The sequence below is a fragment of the Bradyrhizobium sp. I71 genome (assembly GCF_022354745.1).
Lineage (GTDB): Bacteria > Pseudomonadota > Alphaproteobacteria > Rhizobiales > Xanthobacteraceae > Bradyrhizobium > Bradyrhizobium liaoningense.
In genome coordinates, this window is the sequence record NZ_CP059398.1 from 5,786,841 (window position 1) to 5,805,772 (window position 18,932).

Below are 18,932 nucleotides of genomic sequence, written 5' to 3' on the forward strand. Positions count from 1 at the left end.
GCTGCCTTCAGCGTCCTGCGGCGTAGCCCTGCATGCCGCGCGGATTGGCGGCGGCGCGGCGGCGCACGCCGACGCGCGAGGCGGCGGTGAGGCGGCCTTCCGACCAGTCGGGACCGACCTCGACGATATGCCCGCGATCGCGCAGGTTCTCGATCGTCGCCTTCGGGACGCGGTTCTCGACGACGAGCACGCCGGGGCGCGCGGTGCGCGGCCAGAACGAGATCGGGAAGTGCTCGGAGTGCCAGGCCGGCGCGTCGATCGCCTCCTGGAGATTCAGATTGCAATGAACGTGGCGCAGGAAGAACTGCGTGATCCACTGGTCCTGCTGGTCGCCGCCGGGCGAGCCCCAGGCGAGGTATGGCTCGCCATCGCGCAATGCCATGGTCGGCGACAGCGTCGTGCGTGGCCGTTTGCCCGGCGCAAGCGCAGCGGGATGGCCTTCCTCCAGCCAGAACATCTGGGCGCGGCTGCCGAGGCAGAAGCCGAGCTCCGGAATGATTGGCGAGGATTGCAGCCATCCGCCCGATGGCGTCGAGGACACCATGTTGCCGGCCTTGTCGATGATGTCGAAATGCACGGTGTCGCCGCGAACCTCGCCGAAGCGCCCCACCGTCGGCTCGCCGGCACCGAGCGCGCCGACGGCCTCGCGCTGGCCCTCGGCGCGGCGCAGCTTGACCTCGCCGCCAAAGCCTTCGACCGAGCCGGGGAGGAGATCGAGCGAAGCCTTGTCGGTGATGAGCTTGCGCCGCTCGTCATTGTAGGCATCCGACAACAGCGTCCCGATCGGAATCTCGGTGAACTTGGGATCGCCATAGAATTTCTCGCGGTCGGCGAAGGCAAGCTTGGCGCATTCGATCTGGAGATGGATGAACTCCGGCCCGGTCGGATCGAGCCCGTCGAGCGCAAAGCCCTTGAGCAGCGCGAGCTGCTGGAGCGTGACGGGGCCCTGGCTCCAGACGCCGGCCTTGCAGACGGTGTAGCGGCCATAGTCGTAAGTGAGCGGCGCCTCGACCGTCGGCTGCCAGCGCGCCATGTCGTCGGCCGAGAGCACGCCGCGATGAGGCGAGCCGCTGACGTCCATCACCTCCTGCGTCCGGCAGAACTTGTCGATGGCCTCCGCGACGAAGCCCTGCGACCAGGCTTTGCGCGCGCGTTCGATCTCGGCGTCGCGGCCTCCGCCGCCGCTCTCGGCTTCGCTGAGGATGCGGGCGTAGGTTGCTGCCAGCGTCTTGTTGATGAAGAGCGTTCCGGGTTTCGGCACCTCACCGTTCGGAAGATACACCGCGGCCGAGGTCGGCCAATGCTGACGGAACAGCTGCTCGACGGTCTGGATCGTGGCGCAGGCGCGTTCGACCAGCGGATAGCCGTCGCGGGCGTAGGAGATCGCGGGCTCCAGCACGTCGCGCACGTGCATCGTGCCGTAGTCTCGCAGCAGCATCATCCAGGATTCGAAAGTGCCGGGAACGCAGGCCGCGAGCAGGCCGGTGCCGGGCACCATGTCGAGGCCTTCGCTTCTGTAATGTGCGATGGTGGCGCGCGCGGGCGCCGGGCCCTGACCGCAGATCACCTCAGTGCGGCCGCGCCTCACATCGTGGACGATGACGGGTACGTCGCCGCCGGGACCGTTCAGATGCGGTTCGACCACCTGGAGCGTGAAGGCGGTGGCGACGCCGGCATCGAAGGCATTCCCGCCCTTTTCCAGGATGGCCATGCCGACGGCGGTCGCAATCCAGTGCGTGGTGGCGACGACGCCGAACGTGCCTTCGATCTCGGGCCTCGTCGTGAATGGATCGGGATTGATCTTGCTTGTCATAGGCTACCTTATTTGCGGCGCGCGCAATTGATCACAGGGCCACGCTGCCGCCAAATGCGAAGGCTGCATGGCACGCGCGCGTCACGCCGGGACCGGTGCGGTGTTGACGGCGTGGCAGGCGACGCCGTCGATCAGTTCCGGGGTCTCCTTGCGGCAGAGATCGAACGCGAGCGGACAGCGTGGATTGAAGGCGCAGCCGGGGGGCGGATTGATCGGGTTCGGGATCTCGCCCTTGACCGGAATGCGCTGGCGGCCGCTCATGGCGAGATCGGGCACCGCGCCCAGCAGCATCTTGGTGTAGGGCATGCGCGGGCGGGCAAACAGCTCGCGTCCTTCCGCGATCTCGACGATGCGGCCGAGATACATCACGCCGACGCGGCTCGCCATGTGGCGGACCACGGCGAGATTGTGGCTGATGAACATGTAGGTCAGGCCGAACTTGTCCTGGAGGTCGCGCATCAGGTTCAGGATCTGCGCCTGCACCGAGACGTCGAGCGCCGAGGTCGGCTCGTCGCAGACGATGAACTCGGCGTCGGAGGCGAGCGCGCGCGCGATCGCGATGCGCTGGCGCTGGCCACCGGAAAACTCATGCGGAAATTTCAGCCGGTCGTCGGGATGCAGGCCGACGAGGCTGAGCAGCTCGCCGACGCGTGCCTGGATGTCACGTTCGCCCTGGATCAGGTCGAAGGCGCGGATCGGCTCGGAGATGATGGCATCCACGCGGAAGCGCGGGTTCAGGCTTGCGTAGGGATCCTGGAAGATCATCTGGATGCGGCGACGCAGCTTCCGCCGTGCCGGCGCCTGCCGCGGATCGGTCATCGAGACGCCGTCGATCAGGACATCGCCGGAACTTGGCGGCAGGAGGCCGACAACCATCCGCGCCACCGTGGTCTTGCCGGAGCCGGACTCTCCGACCAGAGCAAACGTCTCGCCCTTTCTGATGTCGAAAGTGACGCCATCCACCGCCTTGAGGTATTCGAGGTGACCACCTTCGAGCACGCGGTTGAGCCAGGGTTTCGAGACGTCGAAAACGCGGCGCAGATTCGTGGCCTGGACGAAGGGAGCGCTCATGCCGCGCTCTCCGCCGGCACATTGTCGTAGAGATGGCACGCGACCGATTGCGCGCCGCGCGGCAGCGGCTCCGGCCGCTCCACGCGGCAGCGATCGAAGGCGAAGGCGCAGCGCGGATTGAACGAGCAACCACGCGGGATCGCTGACAGGCGCGGCATGGAGCCGGGAATTTGCACGAGGCGCTTGTCCTCGCCCGCAAGCGTCGGGATCGCGCCCATCAGACCCTTGGCGTAGGGATGCAGCGGGTTTCTCACGACATCCTGCACCGGGCCGATCTCCGCGATGCGGCCGGCATACATCACCGCGACGCGGTCCGAGGTCTCCGCGATCACGCCCATGTCGTGGGTCACCAGCATGACCGCAGTGCCGTGGTCGCGCCCGAGCCGCTTGATCAGCGAGATGATCTGGGCCTGCACGGAAACGTCGAGCGCGGTGGTCGGCTCGTCCGCGATGATCAGCTCCGGCTCGGCGCAGATCGCAAGGGCAATCACCACGCGCTGGCGCATGCCGCCGGAGAACTCATGCGGATAGCCGTCGATCCGCTTTTCGGGTGCGGGAATGCCGACCTCGGCGAGCAGGTCGATGGCGCGGCGGCGCGCCGCCTGCTCCGACAGATTAAGATGCGTCCGGATCGTCTCCACGATCTGGTCGCCGACCCTGTACAGCGGATTGAGCGAGGTGAGGGGATCCTGGAAGATCATCCCGATGCGCTTGCCCCTGATCCGGCGCATCTGCTCCGGCGGCAGATTGTCGATGCGCAGGCCCGCGAGACGAATCTCGCCGCCGGCGATGCGGCCGGGCGGATCGATCAGGCCGATTACCGAGAGGCCGGTGACGGACTTGCCGGCGCCCGACTCGCCGACGACGCCGAGCACCTCGCCCTTGGCGATGTCGAAGGAGACGTCGTCGATGGCGCGCAACGTGCCTCGGCGGGAGGCGAACTCCACCTGGAGGTTGCGCACGGAGAGAACGGGTTCGGTCATGGGCGAGGCGTACTCATCGAAGCTTCGGGTTGAGCGCGTCGCGCAGCCAGTCGCCAAGCAGGTTGATGGAGAGAATCAGGGCGGCGAGCGCAAAACCGGGGAAAGCGACGATCCACCATTCGCCGGCGAACAGATAGTTGTTGCCGATGCGGATCAGCGTGCCGAGCGATGGCATGGTGTCGGGCAGACCGACGCCGAGGAAGGAGAGCGTCGCCTCGGTGATGATGGCGAGCGCAAGGTTGATCGTGGCGATGACCAGGATCGGGCCCATCGTGTTCGGCAGCACATGCCGCAGCATGATCTTCGGCGCAGGCAGGCCGATCAGCTGCGCGGCCGCCACGTAGTCCTTGTTCTTCTCGACCATCACGGAGCCGCGCACCGTCCGCGCGTACCCCACCCAGAAGCTCAGGCCGATCGAGATCACCAGCACCACCAGCATGCTGGTGGCGTCGAGCCGGTTGCCGAGGATCGATTTCGCGATGCCGTTGACCAGCAGCGCGATCAGGATGGCGGGGAAGGTGAGTTGCACGTCGGCGATCCGCATGATCACGCCGTCGACTGCGCCGCCGAAATAGCCGGCGATCAGGCCGAGCGCGATGCCGAGCGCGCCGGCGAAGATCACGCCGGCGACGCCGACCGCGAGCGAAATGCGCATGCCATAGAGAATGGCAGAGAACACGTCGCGGCCCTGCTCGTCGGTGCCGAGCAGGAACGGGCTCTGACCGTCGGCGGTCCACAGCGGCGAGATCCGCGAATTCATCAATTGCAGCTGCGCCGGATCGAACGGATTCTGCACCGCAAGCACGGATGCAAAGATCGCGAGCAGGAAGAACAAGACCGTGATGGTCGCCGCCACCATGGTGAGCTTGGAGCGCCGGAAAGAATAAAAGAGATCGCTGTCGAGCCCGCGCCTGAACCAGTTCTGGGCGGCAGGTGCCGGCTGCGCGCCCTGCTTGTCGGAACTGGAGACGGCTGTGTCGGACATGCAGGGCTGCCTTATGCGGCGCGACCGATGGTCGAGCGCAGGCGCGGATCGACCACGGTATAGAGAATGTCGACCACCAGATTGATGGTGACGAAGATCAGCGAGACCATCAGCAGGTAGGCGGCCATGATCGGGATATCGACATTTTGCACGGCCTGGACGAACAGAAGTCCCATGCCCGGCCACTGGAACACGGTTTCGGTGATGATGGAAAATGCAATAACCGAGCCAAACTGAAGTCCGGCCACCGTGATCACCGGAATCAACGTGTTCTTCAGCGCGTGGCCGAAATGGATGGCACGGGTGGTCAGTCCCCGGGCACGTGCGAAGCGGATATAGTCGGTCCGCAGCACTTCCAGCATCTCCGCGCGCACCAGCCGCATGATCAAGGTCATCTGGAACAGGCCGAGTGTGATCGAGGGCATGATCAGTGCCTTCAGTCCGGACAGCGTGAGCAGGCCCGTCGTCCACCAGCCGAGCTTGACCACCTCGCCGCGGCCGAACGAGGGCAACCAGCCCAATGTCACCGCGAACAGATAGATCAGGAGAATGCCGATCAGGAAAGTCGGCAGCGAGATGCCGATAAGCGAAACTGCCTGGAACAGTTTGGCCAGCACGGTGTCGCGTTTGAGCGCCGAATAGACGCCCATCAGGATGCCGAACACCATCGCGAAGACGGTCGCGCAGATCGCAAGCTCCAGTGTCGCGGGCATACGCTCCATCAACAGCGCCGAGACCGGCTGGCGGAACTGGTAGGAAACGCCGAACTTGAACTGCGCGGCATCGGCGAAATAGCGCGCGAACTGTACCGGCACGGGATCGTCGAGGCCGAGCGATTTGCGCACGACCGCGCGCTCGGCCGCCGAGGTGTCGATCGATACGATCTGGTTGACGGGGTCGCCGGCGAAGCGGAACATCGAGAACGCGATGATGCCGACGGCGAACATGACGCCGATGGCCTGAACGGCGCGGCGAAGAGTGAAAGCGAGCATGCCTTCCACTGTCCTTGGGTGTGCGTGCGGCTGACGTCTTTGCCGGCCGGAAAAGGAATGGTCCCGGACGCCTCACGCGACCGGGACCCTGTGTTCAACTGACGCTATTCCTTCTTGGTCGCCCAGTGGAACATGACCAGATTGTCGGCGCGTTGCGGCAGGTTGACCTTTTTCGATACGCCCCATGCCAGCGCCTGCTGGTGCAGCGGAATGTAGGCCCAGTCCTTCATACCGATTTCGTAGGCCTGCTTGATCAGCTGGTTGCGCTTGGCGGTGTCGGTCTCGACCAGCACCTTGTCGGTGATGGCGTCGAACTCCTTGTTGCAGTAGCCGCCGAGATTGGCCTCGCCGCGCGAGGATTTGGCATCGTCGCGGCAGCCCATGATGTCGTAGAGCACGTTGTGGGAATCCATGGTGCTCGGCGTCCAGCCCAGCAGGTAGAACGAGGTCTGGTAGCCGCCCTGCTTGAGCACCTTGGCGAAGTACTGCGCCTTCGGCTGCGCCAGCAGATTGATCTTGACGCCGATGCGCGCGAGCATGCCGACGACGGCCTGGCAGATCGCGGCGTCGTTGACGTAACGATCGTTCGGGCAGTCCATGGTGACCTCGAAACCGTCGGGGTAACCGGCCTCGGTCAGGAGCTTCTTGGCGCCGTCAGGATCGAATTTCGGCCGCGTGAACTCCTTGGAGAGCGCGAACAGTTCCGGCGCGATCATCAGAGCCGACGGCGTCGACAGGCCGCGCATCACGCGCGTCTTGATCAGCTCGATGTCGATGGCCTTGTAGAAGGCTTCGCGGACGCGGGCATCCTTGAAGGGGTTCTTGCCCTTGATGTTGGAGTAGAGCAGTTCGTCGCGAGTCTGGTCGAAGCCGATGAAGATGGTGCGCAGCTCCGGCCCCTTCAGCACCTGGGCGTTCGGGCTGGAATCGACGCGGGAGATGTCCTGGATCGGCACCGGCTCGATGACGTCGACTTCGCCCGAAAGCAGCGCGGCGACGCGGGTGGCGTCGGAGGCGATCGGGGTGAAGATGATTTCCTTCAAATTGCCTTCGACCTTGCCCCAGTAGTTCGGGTTGGCCTTGAACACCGTCTTCACGCCGGGTTGATGGCTTTCGATGATGAAGGGACCGGTGCCGTTCTCGTGCAGCGAGGCGTAGCTCGGCGTGGTCGCCGCCACCGGGGTCGGATCGACGACGTTGTTCGCCTCGGCCCACTTCTTGTCCATGATGTACCAGACATCCCACGACGAATGCAGGATGGGATTGGGCGAGGGCAGGATGAAATCGACGGTGTAGTCGTCGACCTTGACCACCTTGACGTCGGGCGCAAGGCGGGTCTGCATGTTGGACCCCTTCTTGCGGACGCGGTCGGCGGAGAACAGCACGTCGTCGGCGGTGAAGGGATCGCCGTTGTGGAATTTCACGCCCTTACGCAGATGGAAGCGCCAGCGGGTCGGCTCCGGCGTTTCCCAGCTTTCGGCCAGTGCCGGAATGATCTTGAGGTCCTTGTCGCGCGCGGTGAGGCCCTGATAGACGTGGCCAAGATGGGCGTGGGTGGTGCTCTCGTTCAGGGTGTAGGGATCGAGCGACTTCAGGTCACCCTGATTGGCATAACGTAGCGTCTGGCTTGACGCCGGCGAGACCGCCAACGCAAGCGCACCGGCGAGCGCCGCCGCACACAGACTTTGACCGATTGACATTCTTGACCCTCTCCGCACTGCCACGCCGGTGATTTTTGATTGTTCGGCGGGGTTGACTGATCCATGTTGCCCAGAGTTCTCGACCCGTGCAAGCGCCATTCCAGCAAGGAACGCGCCAAGTTGCACCGCTGTGCAGCAATGCTGACCGTGTCGCCCGGTATGGACGACCATGTCTTTCGACTTTGGTTGACCATGCGGGCGGATTGCCGGACCGAGCATGTCGCGCCGGCATCAGGTCGCTTGCGTTGCACCACAACTCGCGGCGATACTCAGACAGGCCGCTCGAATCTCATCTGGAGGGGACATGAAGGTTAACATCGAAATCGACTGCACCCCCCTCGAGGCTCGCCAGTTCTTCGGTCTGCCGGACGTGGCGCCGATGCAGGCGGCGGTGATGGACAAGTTGCAGCAGCAGGTTCTCAGCAACATCGAGAAGGTCTCGCCGGAGTCCCTGATCCAGAGCTGGTTCACCTTCGATCCCAAGATCGCCGAGCGGTTTCAGGACATGTTCGTCGCGATGGCCGGGCTTGGCGGCACGCGCGGCGGCGACAAGAAGAAATAGTGTCGACCGGACCGGACGGGACGCTGGACTCGGGCCGGCTTCGTCCGCCAGGTCTCGGCCTGCTGCTGGCCGAAGCCCGTGGACTGTTCGAATTGAATGCGAGCCTGCTGCTGTCGCCGCTCCTGATGCGCGCGCCGAAGGGCGACGGCCATCCGGTGCTGGCGCTGCCGGGCTTTCTCGCCAGCGACCTGTCGATGGTGCCGATGCGGCGCTATCTCAGCGAGCTCGGTTATGAGGCACATGCCTGGCGGATGGGCCGCAATCTCGGCGGGCTCGGGCGGATGCGGGATTCGCTGCGCACTCGCCTGGCCGAAATCCATGCCGCGAGCGGACGCAAGGTCAGCCTGGTCGGGTGGAGCCTCGGCGGCGTCTATGCCCGCGATCTCGCGCTTTGGGCACCCGACAAGGTCCGTTACGTCATCACGCTCGGCAGCCCTTTCGCCAACGACGTGCGGGCGACCAACGCCACGCGGCTTTACGAGGCGCTGTCCGGCGAGCGGGTCGAGGATTTTCCCGAAGCGCGCGAGGCGATCGCTGGTGATCTGCCGGTGCCGACGACGTCGATCTATTCGCGCGCCGACGGCGTCGTGAACTGGCAGACCTGCCTGCTTCGTCCCTCCGCGCGTGCCGAGAACATCGAGGTGCATTTGGCGAGCCACATCGGGCTCGGGGTGAACCCCGCGGCGCTATGGGCCGTGGCAGATCGCCTGGCGCAGCCGGAGGGGGAGTTCCGGCCATTTGACCGGGCAGGGCCGTTTGCCATTGCATATGCCCCGCCGGAACAGGCAATATCGGCCTGACGAGAAGCGCCGTCCAAGGCGCCCGTCAGATCTTGCGGGAGGGAACCATGGCCGACGGGAAGAAGCTGTCGTCGCTGGACGCGTCGTTTCTCTATCTGGAAACGCCGGAGATGCCGATGCATGTCGGCAGCATGGCGATCTTCCGCCTGCCCGACGATTACAAGGGTGACTTCTTCGAAGACTTCAAGGCAATGATCGTCTCGCGCCTGCACATGGCGCCGATCCTCAAGGCGCGGCTGGAGAAGGCGCCGCTCGACATCGATCATCCCTCCTGGGTCGAGGACGACCAGTTCGACATCGACCGTCACATCTTCCGCGCCAGCCTGCCGCAACCGCGCGACCGCGCCACGCTCGAACGTATCGTCGGCTGGATGCACGCCAAGCTCCTGAACCGCGCCCGCCCGCTCTGGGAGTTCTACGTGTTCGAGGGCATGAAGGACAATGAGGTCGGGCTCTATTCCAAGATGCATCATGCCGCGATCGACGGCGGCGCCGGCGCTGCCCTGACCAACATGATCTATGATATCTCGCCGATTCCGCGGAAGGTCGAGCCGCCGAGGCGAGGAGCAAAGCCCGCTCAGGAGCCGCGTGACATCGCCGCGAACCTGCTCGATTCCTATCAGCAGCTCTTCTCTCAACCGCTCGACGCTTCGCAGACCGCGAAGAACCTGCAATTGCCGCGCACCGGCAAGAGCGACATCGGCTCGATCCTGTTCGACAACGCGATGTACCAGATCGAGAGCGCGGTGCGCTTCGCCGGCAACATCCCGACCGTGCTGAAGAGCGTCTCCGACGTGCTCGGCAACGTCGCCGATCCCAAGTCGCGCGAGAGCCTCGCCAGCATGGTGTCGCCGCCGACCATGCTCAACAAGACGATCTCGTCGGAGCGGAGCTTTGCCGGCGTGTCGATCCCGCTGTCGCGGGCGAAGGCCCTGGCCAAGCAGGCCGGCGGCAAGCTCAACGACGTGGTGCTGGCGCTCGCCTCCGGCGTGGTCCGGCGCTACCTCCTGCAATATGGCACGCTGCCGGCGAAATCCTTGACTGCCGCCGTGCCGATCTCGCTGCGCGAGGAAGGCAACACCGAGGCCAACAACCAGGTGTTTGGCATGATCTGCGCGATCGCGACCAACCTCGAGGATCCCAAGGCGCGGCTGGAGGCCATCATCGCGCAATCGACCAAGTCCAAGGAGATGTCGCATCCCTTGCGCGCCCTGATGCCGCAGGTCTCCAACATCTCGATGCTGGGCGCGCCGATCATGGTGCAGATCCTGGCGCTGCTCTACAGCCGCTCGAATCTCTCCGACGTGCTGCCGCCCGCCGCCAACATCACGGTGTCCAACGTGCCCGGGCCGCGGCAGACGCTCTATGCCGCCGGTGCCGAGCTGTTGCATATCTTCCCGGTGTCGATCTCGACGCACGGGCAGGCCCTCAACATCACCGTGCAGAGCTATCGCGACCAGCTCGATTTCGGTTTCATCGTCGGCGCCAACATCATTCCGCATGTGCAGGTGATGTGCGATATGTTGCCGGAGGAGTTTGCCGCGCTGGAGGCCGCCTATGCGCGGCCGGCCGCCGATATGAAGGGCGCGGCGGAATAAGGAATCCACGATGATTGAAATGCCGCCGCTCAAGTTCGCGCAGACGAACGGAATCCGCATGGGCTATTACGAGGCGGGCCCGACCGATGACAAGCCACCGCTCGTGCTGTGTCACGGCTGGCCGGAGCTCGCCTTCTCCTGGCGCCACCAGATCAAGGCGCTGAGCGAGGCCGGCATCCGGGTGATCGCGCCGGACCAGCGCGGCTATGGCGCGACCGACCGGCCCGAGGCGGTCGAGGATTATGACATGGAGCATTTGACCGGCGATCTCGTCGGTCTGCTCGATCACCTGAATATCGACAAGGCGATCTTCGTGGGCCACGACTGGGGCGGCTTCGTCGTCTGGCAGATGCCGCTGCGACACCCCTCGCGCGTCGCCGGCGTCGTCGGCGTCAACACGCCGCATTGGGACCGCGCTCCGGTCGATCCGATCGCGCTGTTCCGCCAGCGCTTCGGCGACCAGATGTACATCGTCCAGTTCCAGGACCCCGCACGCGAGCCGGACAGGATCTTTGGCAGCCGCGTCGAACAGACCTTCGACGCCTTCATGCGCAAGCCGCTGCCGCGGCCGGCGGCGAAACTAGAGGAGGCTCCGATTGCGGGTGTCGGAGCCTCGTCAAAGACCAATCTGGCGTTTCCGCAGATGATCGCGGCCTATGATGCCAAGGTCGATCCGCGCACGCCGATCCTGTCGGCGGAGGAGAAGAAAGTGTTCGTCGACACGTTCACGAAAACCGGCTTCACCGGCGGCATCAACTGGTATCGCAATTTTACGCGCAATTGGGAGCGCGCGGAGGGATTGGATCATCACATTCACGTCCCGTCGTTGATGATCATGGCCGAGAACGACGCGGTGCTGCCGCCGTCGGCAGCGGACGGCATGGAGAAGCTCATATCCGATCTCGAGAAGTATCTCGTGAAGGACAGCGGCCATTGGACGCAGCAAGAGAAGCCGGAAGAGGTCAGCGCCAAGCTGATCGAATGGCGTAGAAGGCGGTTCGGGTAAGGATCCGGTCGTCCACGTAAGTCAGACGTCATTCCGGGACGGGCCGAAGGACCGGACTATGGTGCGCAATTGCGCACCTGAGAATCTCGAGATTCCGGGCTCGATGCTGCGCATCGCCCCGGAATGACGGCAAGAGGGGGGAAGCGCTTCAAATGTCATCCAAGAATCGTCTGGACCCGATTCCGCATCCGCCGACCCAGCCCGTGGTCGGCAACATGCTGTCGCTGGATTCGTCCGCCCCCGTGCAGCACCTGACGCGGCTCGCCAAGGAGCTGGGTCCGATCTTCTGGCTCGACATGATGGGCTCGCCGATCGTCGTCGTCTCCGGCCACGATCTCGTCGACGAGCTCTCCGACGAGAAGCGGTTCGACAAGACGGTGCGCGGTGCGCTGCGGCGCGTGCGCGCGGTCGGCGGCGATGGCCTGTTCACGGCCGACACCAACGAGCCGAATTGGAGCAAGGCGCACAACATCCTGCTCCAGCCCTTCGGCAACCGCGCCATGCAGTCCTACCACGGAAGCATGGTCGACATCGCCGAGCAGCTGGTCCAGAAATGGGAGCGGCTCAACGCCGACGACGAGATTGATGTCGTCCACGACATGACCGCGCTGACGCTGGACACGATCGGCCTGTGCGGCTTCGACTATCGCTTCAATTCGTTCTACCGGCGCGACTACCATCCCTTCGTCGAATCGCTGGTGCGCTCGCTCGAAACCATCATGATGACGCGCGGCCTGCCGTTCGAGCAGCTCTGGATGCAGAAGCGCCGCAGGACGCTCGCCGAAGACGTCGCCTTCATGAACAAGATGGTCGACGAGATCATCGCCGAGCGTCGCAAGATCGCGGAGGGCATCGATGACAAGAAGGACATGCTTGCCGCGATGATGACCGGTGTCGACCGCGCGACCGGCGAGCAACTCGACGACGTCAATATCCGCTACCAGATCAACACGTTCCTGATCGCGGGCCACGAGACCACCAGCGGCCTGCTGTCCTACACGCTCTATGCGCTGCTCAAGCACCCCGACATTCTCAAGAAGGCCTATGACGAGGTCGACCGCGTCTTCGGCCCCGATGTCAATGCGAAGCCAACCTATCAGCAGGTGACGCAGCTCACCTACATCACGCAGATCCTGAAGGAGGCGCTGCGGCTGTGGCCGCCGGCGCCGGCCTACGGCATCTCGCCGCTCAGGGACGAGACCATCGGTGGCGGCAGGTACAAGCTCAGAAAGGGCACCTTCACCACCATCCTGGTGACCGCGCTGCATCGCGATCCCTCTGTCTGGGGGCCGAACCCGAACGTGTTCGATCCCGAGAATTTCAGCCGCGAGGCGGAAGCGAAACGGCCGATCAATGCGTGGAAGCCGTTCGGCAACGGCCAGCGCGCCTGCATCGGCCGTGGCTTCGCCATGCACGAGGCTGCGCTCGCGCTTGGCATGATCCTGCAGCGCTTCAAGCTGATCGACCACCAGCGCTACCAGATGCACCTGAAGGAAACGCTGACGATCAAGCCGGAAGGCTTCAAGATCAAGGTGCGTCCGCGCGCCGATCGCGAGCGCGGCGCCTATGGCGGGCCGGTCGCTGCGGCGGCTTCGGCGCCGAAGGCGCCTCGGCAGCCGACGACGCGGCCCGGCCATAACACGCCGATGCTGGTGCTCTACGGCTCCAATCTCGGCACCGCCGAAGAGCTGGCGACGCGCATGGCGGACCTCGCCGAGATCAACGGCTTTGCCGTGCATCTTGGCCCGCTCGACGACTATGTCGGCAAGTTGCCGCAGGAGGGCGGCGTGCTGATCATCTGCGCTTCCTATAACGGCGCACCGCCTGACAATGCGACGCAGTTCGTCAAATGGCTCGGCGGCGACCTGCCGAAGGATACCTTTGCCAAGGTGCGTTACGCCGTGTTCGGCTGCGGCAACAGCGATTGGGCGGCGACCTATCAATCCGTGCCGCGCTTCATCGATGAGCAATTGTCGGCCCACGGTGCGCGGGCGGTCTATCCGCGCGGCGAGGGCGATGCGCGTAGCGATCTCGACGGCCAGTTTCAGAAATGGTTCCCGGCGGCGGCCGAGGTCGCGACCAAGGAGTTCGGTATCGACTGGAACTTCACCCGCACCGCCGAGGACGATCCGCTCTACGCGATCGAGCCGGTGGCGGTGACCGCCGTCAACACCATCGTCGCGCAGGGTGGCGCGGTGGCGATGAAGGTGCGGGTCAATGACGAGCTCCAGAACAAGAGTGGCCCGCATCCGTCGGAGCGCTCGACGCGCCACATCGAGGTGCAGTTGCCGTCCGACATCACCTATCGCGTCGGCGATCATTTGAGCGTGGTTCCGCGGAACGATCCGAGGCTGGTGGATTCGGTGGCCCGCCGCTTCGGTTTCCTGCCGGCCGACCAGATCAGATTGCAGGTCGCCGAAGGCCGTCGTGCGCAATTGCCGGTCGGCGAGGCCGTGTCGGTCGGCCGTCTGCTCAGCGAGTTCGTCGAACTCCAGCAGGTCGCGACGCGCAAGCAGATTCAGATCATGGCGGAGCACACCCGCTGCCCCGTCACCAAGCCGAAGCTATTGTCCTTAGTCGGCGAGGAGGCGGAGCCGCTCGAGCGCTATCGCACCGAGATATTGGCCAGGCGCAAATCGGTGTTCGATCTGCTGCTCGAATATCCCGCCTGCGAATTGCCGTTCCACGTCTACCTCGAAATGCTCTCGCTGCTGGCTCCGCGCTATTACTCGATCTCGTCATCGCCATCGGTGGATCCGGCGCGTTGCAGCATCACGGTCGGCGTGGTCGAGGGGCCGGCCGCCTCGGGCCGTGGCGTCTATAAAGGCATCTGCTCCAACTACCTCGCCAATCGACGTGCCGGCGATGTGATCTGTGCGACGGTGCGTGAGACCAAGGCCGGTTTCCGGCTGCCCGATGATCCCTCCGTGCCAATCATCATGATCGGCCCGGGCACGGGCCTGGCGCCGTTCCGCGGCTTCCTCCAGGAGCGTGCCGCGCGCAAGGCCAAGGGGGCCGCGCTCGGTCCGGCCATGCTGTTCTTCGGCTGCCGTCACCCGGATCAGGATTTCCTCTATGCCGACGAGCTGAAGGCACAGGCGGCCGGCGGCATTACCGAGCTCTTCACGGCATTCTCGCGCGCGGATGGACCGAAGACCTATGTGCAGCATGTGCTCGCCGCGCAGAAGGACAAGGTCTGGCCGCTGATCGAGCAGGGCGCGATCATCTATGTCTGCGGCGACGGCGGCAGGATGGAGCCCGATGTGAAGGCGGCGCTGGTTGCGATCCAGCGCGAGAAGACCGGCAGCGACGCCGCCACGGCTGCACGCTGGATCGAGGAGATGGGCGCGAAGAACCGCTATGTGCTGGATGTCTGGGCGGGTGGGTGACGGCCCGCCCGATCGTGCTAAACGTCTGGCATGATTCCCTGGGAAAAGATCGACACCGCCAAAATCCCCGGCTCCGACGAGGAACTTCGCCTGATGCGGAGGGGCAAGGAGTTTTCCATCAAGCTCGGCAGCAACGAGCTGATGAACAATCGCCTGTCGGGCTCGGAGGCCGCGCTCGCGACGCTCGCGGCAAGGCAGATCGAGCAAGTCGCAAAACCCGTCATCCTCATTGGTGGCCTCGGCATGGGGTTTACACTGCGCGCGGCGCTCGCTGTGCTCGGAAGCAAGGCGAAGATCGTTGTCGCCGAGCTCGTGCCCGCGGTCGTGGCCTGGGCGCGAGGTCCGATGGCGGAGGTCTTCGGCGACAGTCTCGATGATGCCAGGGTGAGCATCCGCGAAACTGACGTCGGCGAGATTATCCGCGCGCAGCGCTCGGCATTCGATGCCATTCTCCTCGACGTCGATAACGGGCCGGAAGGGCTGACCCGGAAAGGCAACGATGCCCTCTATGATGCGAGCGGGTTGAAGGCGGCTAAGACGGCGCTGCGGCCTGGCGGCGTGCTGGCGGTGTGGTCGTCCGGCCCCAACGCGGCCTTCACCAAGCGGCTCCGTACTGCCGGCTTCGGCGTCAACGAGGTCAACATCCGCGCCACCGGCAGAGGTGGCGGCGCGCGCCACGTGATCTGGATCGCGCGGAAGAACTAGGCCGCCTGCGCCGCCGCCCCGTGCGCATGCTTGTCGATGGCGTCGATGATTTCGGCCCAGAACCGCATCGGCAGGGCATGACCCATGCGTTCGATCATCAGCAGCTTGGCATTCGGGATTGACGCCGCCGTGTCCTTGCCGCCTTCGGGGTGGACCAGCGGATCGACCGTGCCGTGGATCACCAGCGTCGGCGTCTTCACGCTATGCAGGCGCTCCTTGCGGCTGCCGGAGGCCAGCACGGCACGGAGTTGCCGGCCGACGCCGGCCGGATTGAGCCCGCGCGCGAACACGCGCTCGGCACGTTCGAGGTCGAGCGCTTCCTCTTCCGGAAAAGAACCGGCGCGCAAAATCTTCCAGGTCTGGCCGAAGCGGACGATGAACTCCTCCTTGCTGCGTGGCGGCGGCGCCATCAGCATCGCGGCGGCCTCGCGGGTCGGCGGCGGTATACGCGGATTACCCGTGGTCGACATGATCGATGTCAGCGAACGCACGCGGTGCGGAAACGACAGCGCCACCTCCTGTGCGATCATGCCGCCCATGGAGGCGCCGACCAGATGCGCCGACTTGATGCCGAGTGCGTCCATCAAGCCGACCGTGTCCTTGGCCATGTCGATCAGCTTGTAGGTTGCGGCCACGGGAATCCTGAGGAAACGCAGCTTCAGCAGCTCGAGCGGGGTCAGGCGCTTGCCGCCCGTGAGATGGCTCGACTTGCCGATGTCCCTGTTGTCGAAGCGGATGACGCGGAAGCCGCGCGCGGCGAGCTGCTCGCAGAACGCATCGTCCCAATGGATCATCTGCGCCCCGAGCCCCATGATCAGCAGCAACGGCTCGGCATTGTCGTTGCCGAAAATCTCGTAGCAGATGTCGATGCCATTGGCGCGGACGGTGTGGGGCGGCTGATGGGCGGTCACGGGCGCGGTCCCTCCTGCTGGTCGATGCTGTATCGCACGGTTTCGTTCCGCGAAGAAGCCGCGAGCGCGACACCGCGCCCGCTGCTTGCCGGTTGACCGGCATCTCGCGACGGTGTGGTATGGCGAGAAAAGAAGGGTGCAAAGCCCTCTACATGGGAGGACGCTGATGACCGACAAGATCACCGATCCGGTCGCCTTGTGGCAGAAGATGGTCGGCGAGATGGAGAAGGGTTTCAACTCTTTCGCGACCAAGGCGATGGAGACGCCCGAGTTCTCGCAAGCCGTGAACCGCGCCGGCGGCGTTGCTGCAGGTGCTCAGAAGCAATTTGGCGATCTCATGGAGAAATACCTGCTCTCCATGAACCTGCCGAGCCGCGAGCAGATGACCGGTATCGCGGAGCGGCTTCAGTCGATTGAAGGCCAACTCGGCGAGATCAAGTCGATGCTGAGCCAGATGTCGGCCAGTTCGGGTGCGCAGCAGGGCGGCGCCGCTCCGCGTCCGCCGCGGACGAAACGTCCGCCGTCCGAAGGCGGAGAGCAAAAATGAACGCGCCGACGGGACTCGATTTCGCGTCCATCCCGGAGCGCATCCAGTCCGAGGTGCAGCGCGCGATCCAGCGCAGCATCAAGGGCGTCGAGTATTTCTCGACCTCGGGCCCTTCGCTCGGCTCGACACCGAAGGACGTGCTGCATTCGCGCGGAACCATGAGCCTCTACCACTATCGGCCGATGTCGGACGAGATCTACCGCGTGCCGGTGCTGATCGTGATGGCGACGACCAACCGCGGCTACATCCTCGACCTCGTGCCCGGCCAGAGCTTCATCGAGTTCCTGCTGAGGCGCGGCTACGACGTCTACATGCTGGACTGGAGCGCGCCGCGGCCTGAGGAAAGAAACCTGCGCATGGAGGACTATGTCCTCGATTTCATTCCCGATTGCATCCGCCGCGTGCAGGCCGATTCCGGAGAGCAGGACGTCTCGGTCATCGGCTATTGCTTCGGCGGCGTGCTGTCGCTGCTCTACGGTTCGATCCACAAGGACGGGCCGATGAAGAATTTGATCTGCTTCACCACGCCGATCGACTTCCGCGAGATGAAGTTGTTCTCGAATTTCTCCGACCGCCGCTATTTCGACGTCGATCGTCTCGTCGACAGCGTGGGAAACGTGCCGCCGGAGATGATCCTGTCCTCATTCGAGATGCTGCGCCCCGCCTCGCGCACGGCGAGCCAGATCCAGCTTTGGGAGAACATCTGGAACGACGAGTTCGTCAAGTCCTACCGCATGTTCGACCGCTGGGCGACCGACACGCTGCCGCTGGCGGGCGAGTATTTCCGCGCCATCACCAAGGACCTGATGTGGGACAACAAGCTGTTCAACGACACCATGTCGGTTGGCGGCCGGGCGGCGCGGCTGGACGATATCACGGTGCCGATCCTGCATGCGGTCGCCGAGCACGACCACATCGTGCCGTATGAGGCCGCCAAGCATCTGATCGCCAAGGTCGGCTCGACGGATAAGGAGGAGGTGATCCTGAAGGGTGGTCACGTCTCTCTCGTCGCGGGCGCCAACGCCGTGAAGCGGCTATGGCCGAAACTGGATTCCTGGCTGGGAAAGAGATCGACATGAGTGAGCAGCGTTCCTACCCGCGTCAGGTCGAGACCGAGGCCGGCGACATCGAGATCCGCTTGATGTCGCCTGCGGACGAGGCCGCCGTGCTGGCCTTCGGCAAGGGCCTGCCGACCCACGATCTGCTGTTCCTCCCCCGCAACATCAGCGAGCCGAAGGTCCTGTCGGCATGGGTCAAGGAGATCGAGCGCGGCGCGATCCAGAGCCTGCTCGCGGTGAGAGAGGGCAGGGTGGTCGGTTGCGGCACGCTGGTGCGCGATCCGCATTCCTGGTCGCCGCATGTCGGCGAGATCCGGATGGTGGTCTCGCCCGATGTCCGCGGCAGGGGAGTGGGCAAGGCGCTCTCGCAGGAGACCTTTGCGCTCGCGCTCGGCGCCGGCCTGGAGAAGCTCTCGGTCCAGATGACCGTCGATCAGCAGGCGGCGATCGCGCTGTTCGAAAGCCTCGGCTTCAAGGCCGAGGCGCTGCTGCGCGACCATGTCCGGGATGTTGACGGCAAGACCCACGACATCGTCGTGCTCGGTCACAACATCGCGCAGGTCCAGGCCCAGATGGAGGCTTATGGGGTGCCGGGCGCAGTCCAGCACTAGAAGCGCCCGCTCAGCATTCCGTCCAAATCGAGCGGATCATCGGACCTGTTGGCTAAAGAGGCATCATGATGCCTTTTGCCGAGGCTTGTCACACTTTTGTGATGGTGCGACGCAATATGAATGTTGCATCGCACAATTAACTATGCCATACAGATGGCTGCCCCGGGCCAATGAGGACGGGGTGAGCCCATAGCTCAGATC

The 18,932-nt window shown here is 64.5% G+C and carries 16 protein-coding genes; 9 read left to right on the top strand and 7 right to left on the bottom strand.

Annotation, left to right across the window (positions count from 1 at the left end):
* Positions 1-7: 7 nt before the first annotated feature.
* From FJV43_RS27845 to FJV43_RS27870, 6 genes are all read right to left on the bottom strand, one after another.
* Positions 8-1,813 carry a gamma-glutamyltransferase family protein gene (locus FJV43_RS27845; protein ID WP_239622208.1) on the bottom strand — a complete coding sequence of 602 codons (1,806 nt, stop codon included), beginning with the start codon at positions 1,811-1,813 and terminating at the stop codon, positions 8-10.
* An 81-nt stretch (positions 1,814-1,894) separates the two neighbouring features.
* Entirely contained in the window at positions 1,895-2,884 is a 990-nt protein-coding gene (locus tag FJV43_RS27850; RefSeq protein WP_239622209.1) for an oligopeptide/dipeptide ABC transporter ATP-binding protein, read from the bottom strand.
* Positions 2,881-3,867 carry an ABC transporter ATP-binding protein gene (locus tag FJV43_RS27855; protein ID WP_239622210.1) on the bottom strand — a complete coding sequence of 329 codons (987 nt, stop codon included), beginning with the start codon at positions 3,865-3,867 and terminating at the stop codon, positions 2,881-2,883. Before FJV43_RS27855 ends, FJV43_RS27850 begins: the two co-directional genes overlap by 4 nt.
* 13 nt (positions 3,868-3,880) lie before the next feature.
* Positions 3,881-4,852 carry an ABC transporter permease gene (locus FJV43_RS27860; protein WP_239622211.1) on the bottom strand — a complete coding sequence of 324 codons (972 nt, stop codon included), beginning with the start codon at positions 4,850-4,852 and terminating at the stop codon, positions 3,881-3,883.
* An 11-nt stretch (positions 4,853-4,863) separates the two neighbouring features.
* Positions 4,864-5,844, bottom strand: coding sequence for an ABC transporter permease (locus FJV43_RS27865; RefSeq protein WP_239622212.1), 981 nt, complete (start codon positions 5,842-5,844; stop codon positions 4,864-4,866).
* Positions 5,845-5,948: 104 nt separating this feature from the next.
* Positions 5,949-7,544, bottom strand: coding sequence for an ABC transporter substrate-binding protein (locus FJV43_RS27870; protein ID WP_239622213.1), 1,596 nt, complete (start codon positions 7,542-7,544; stop codon positions 5,949-5,951).
* 304 nt (positions 7,545-7,848) lie between these two features.
* Between FJV43_RS27870 and FJV43_RS27875 the strand changes: the two genes are divergently transcribed.
* From FJV43_RS27875 to FJV43_RS27900, 6 genes are all read left to right on the top strand, one after another.
* Positions 7,849-8,106 carry a DUF6489 family protein gene (locus tag FJV43_RS27875; protein WP_239622214.1) on the top strand — a complete coding sequence of 86 codons (258 nt, stop codon included), beginning with the start codon at positions 7,849-7,851 and terminating at the stop codon, positions 8,104-8,106.
* Positions 8,106-8,906, top strand: a complete 801-nt coding sequence (locus FJV43_RS27880; protein WP_239622215.1) for an alpha/beta hydrolase — start codon at positions 8,106-8,108, stop codon at positions 8,904-8,906. Before FJV43_RS27875 ends, FJV43_RS27880 begins: the two co-directional genes overlap by 1 nt.
* Before the next feature lie 47 nt (positions 8,907-8,953).
* Complete coding sequence (locus FJV43_RS27885; protein WP_239622216.1) at positions 8,954-10,504, top strand: wax ester/triacylglycerol synthase family O-acyltransferase; 1,551 nt, start codon at positions 8,954-8,956, stop codon at positions 10,502-10,504.
* Positions 10,505-10,514: 10 nt separating this feature from the next.
* The gene (locus FJV43_RS27890) at positions 10,515-11,510 is read left to right on the top strand and encodes an alpha/beta hydrolase (protein WP_239622217.1); all 996 of its coding nucleotides are present in this window, start codon (positions 10,515-10,517) and stop codon (positions 11,508-11,510) included.
* 152 nt (positions 11,511-11,662) lie between these two features.
* A complete protein-coding gene (locus FJV43_RS27895) occupies positions 11,663-14,899 on the top strand; it encodes a cytochrome P450 (protein ID WP_239622218.1) in 3,237 nt (1,078 codons plus the stop codon).
* 30 nt (positions 14,900-14,929) lie between these two features.
* Complete coding sequence (locus FJV43_RS27900) at positions 14,930-15,604, top strand: spermidine synthase (protein WP_239622219.1); 675 nt, start codon at positions 14,930-14,932, stop codon at positions 15,602-15,604.
* On the opposite strand, the gene FJV43_RS27905 is transcribed toward FJV43_RS27900, so the two are convergent.
* Positions 15,601-16,515 (bottom strand): alpha/beta hydrolase, encoded by a 915-nt coding sequence (locus FJV43_RS27905; protein WP_239622220.1) that lies wholly within the window; start codon positions 16,513-16,515, stop codon positions 15,601-15,603. The two genes, FJV43_RS27900 and FJV43_RS27905, sit on opposite strands and share 4 nt — an antisense overlap.
* A gap of 166 nt (positions 16,516-16,681) precedes the next feature.
* On the opposite strand from FJV43_RS27905, the gene FJV43_RS27910 reads away from it, so the two are divergent.
* The 3 genes from FJV43_RS27910 to FJV43_RS27920 are packed head-to-tail and all read left to right on the top strand — an operon-like array spanning position 16,682 to position 18,731.
* Positions 16,682-17,062: a hypothetical protein gene (locus FJV43_RS27910; RefSeq protein ID WP_239622221.1), complete on the top strand. Its 381-nt coding sequence runs from the start codon at positions 16,682-16,684 to the stop codon at positions 17,060-17,062.
* Positions 17,059-18,141 carry an alpha/beta fold hydrolase gene (locus FJV43_RS27915; protein ID WP_239622222.1) on the top strand — a complete coding sequence of 361 codons (1,083 nt, stop codon included), beginning with the start codon at positions 17,059-17,061 and terminating at the stop codon, positions 18,139-18,141. The genes FJV43_RS27910 and FJV43_RS27915 overlap by 4 nt, the downstream gene beginning before the upstream one ends.
* On the top strand, positions 18,138-18,731 hold the full coding sequence (locus tag FJV43_RS27920; protein ID WP_239622223.1) for a GNAT family N-acetyltransferase: 594 nt from the start codon (positions 18,138-18,140) through the stop codon (positions 18,729-18,731). Before FJV43_RS27915 ends, FJV43_RS27920 begins: the two co-directional genes overlap by 4 nt.
* The last annotated feature ends 201 nt before the right edge of the window (positions 18,732-18,932 follow it).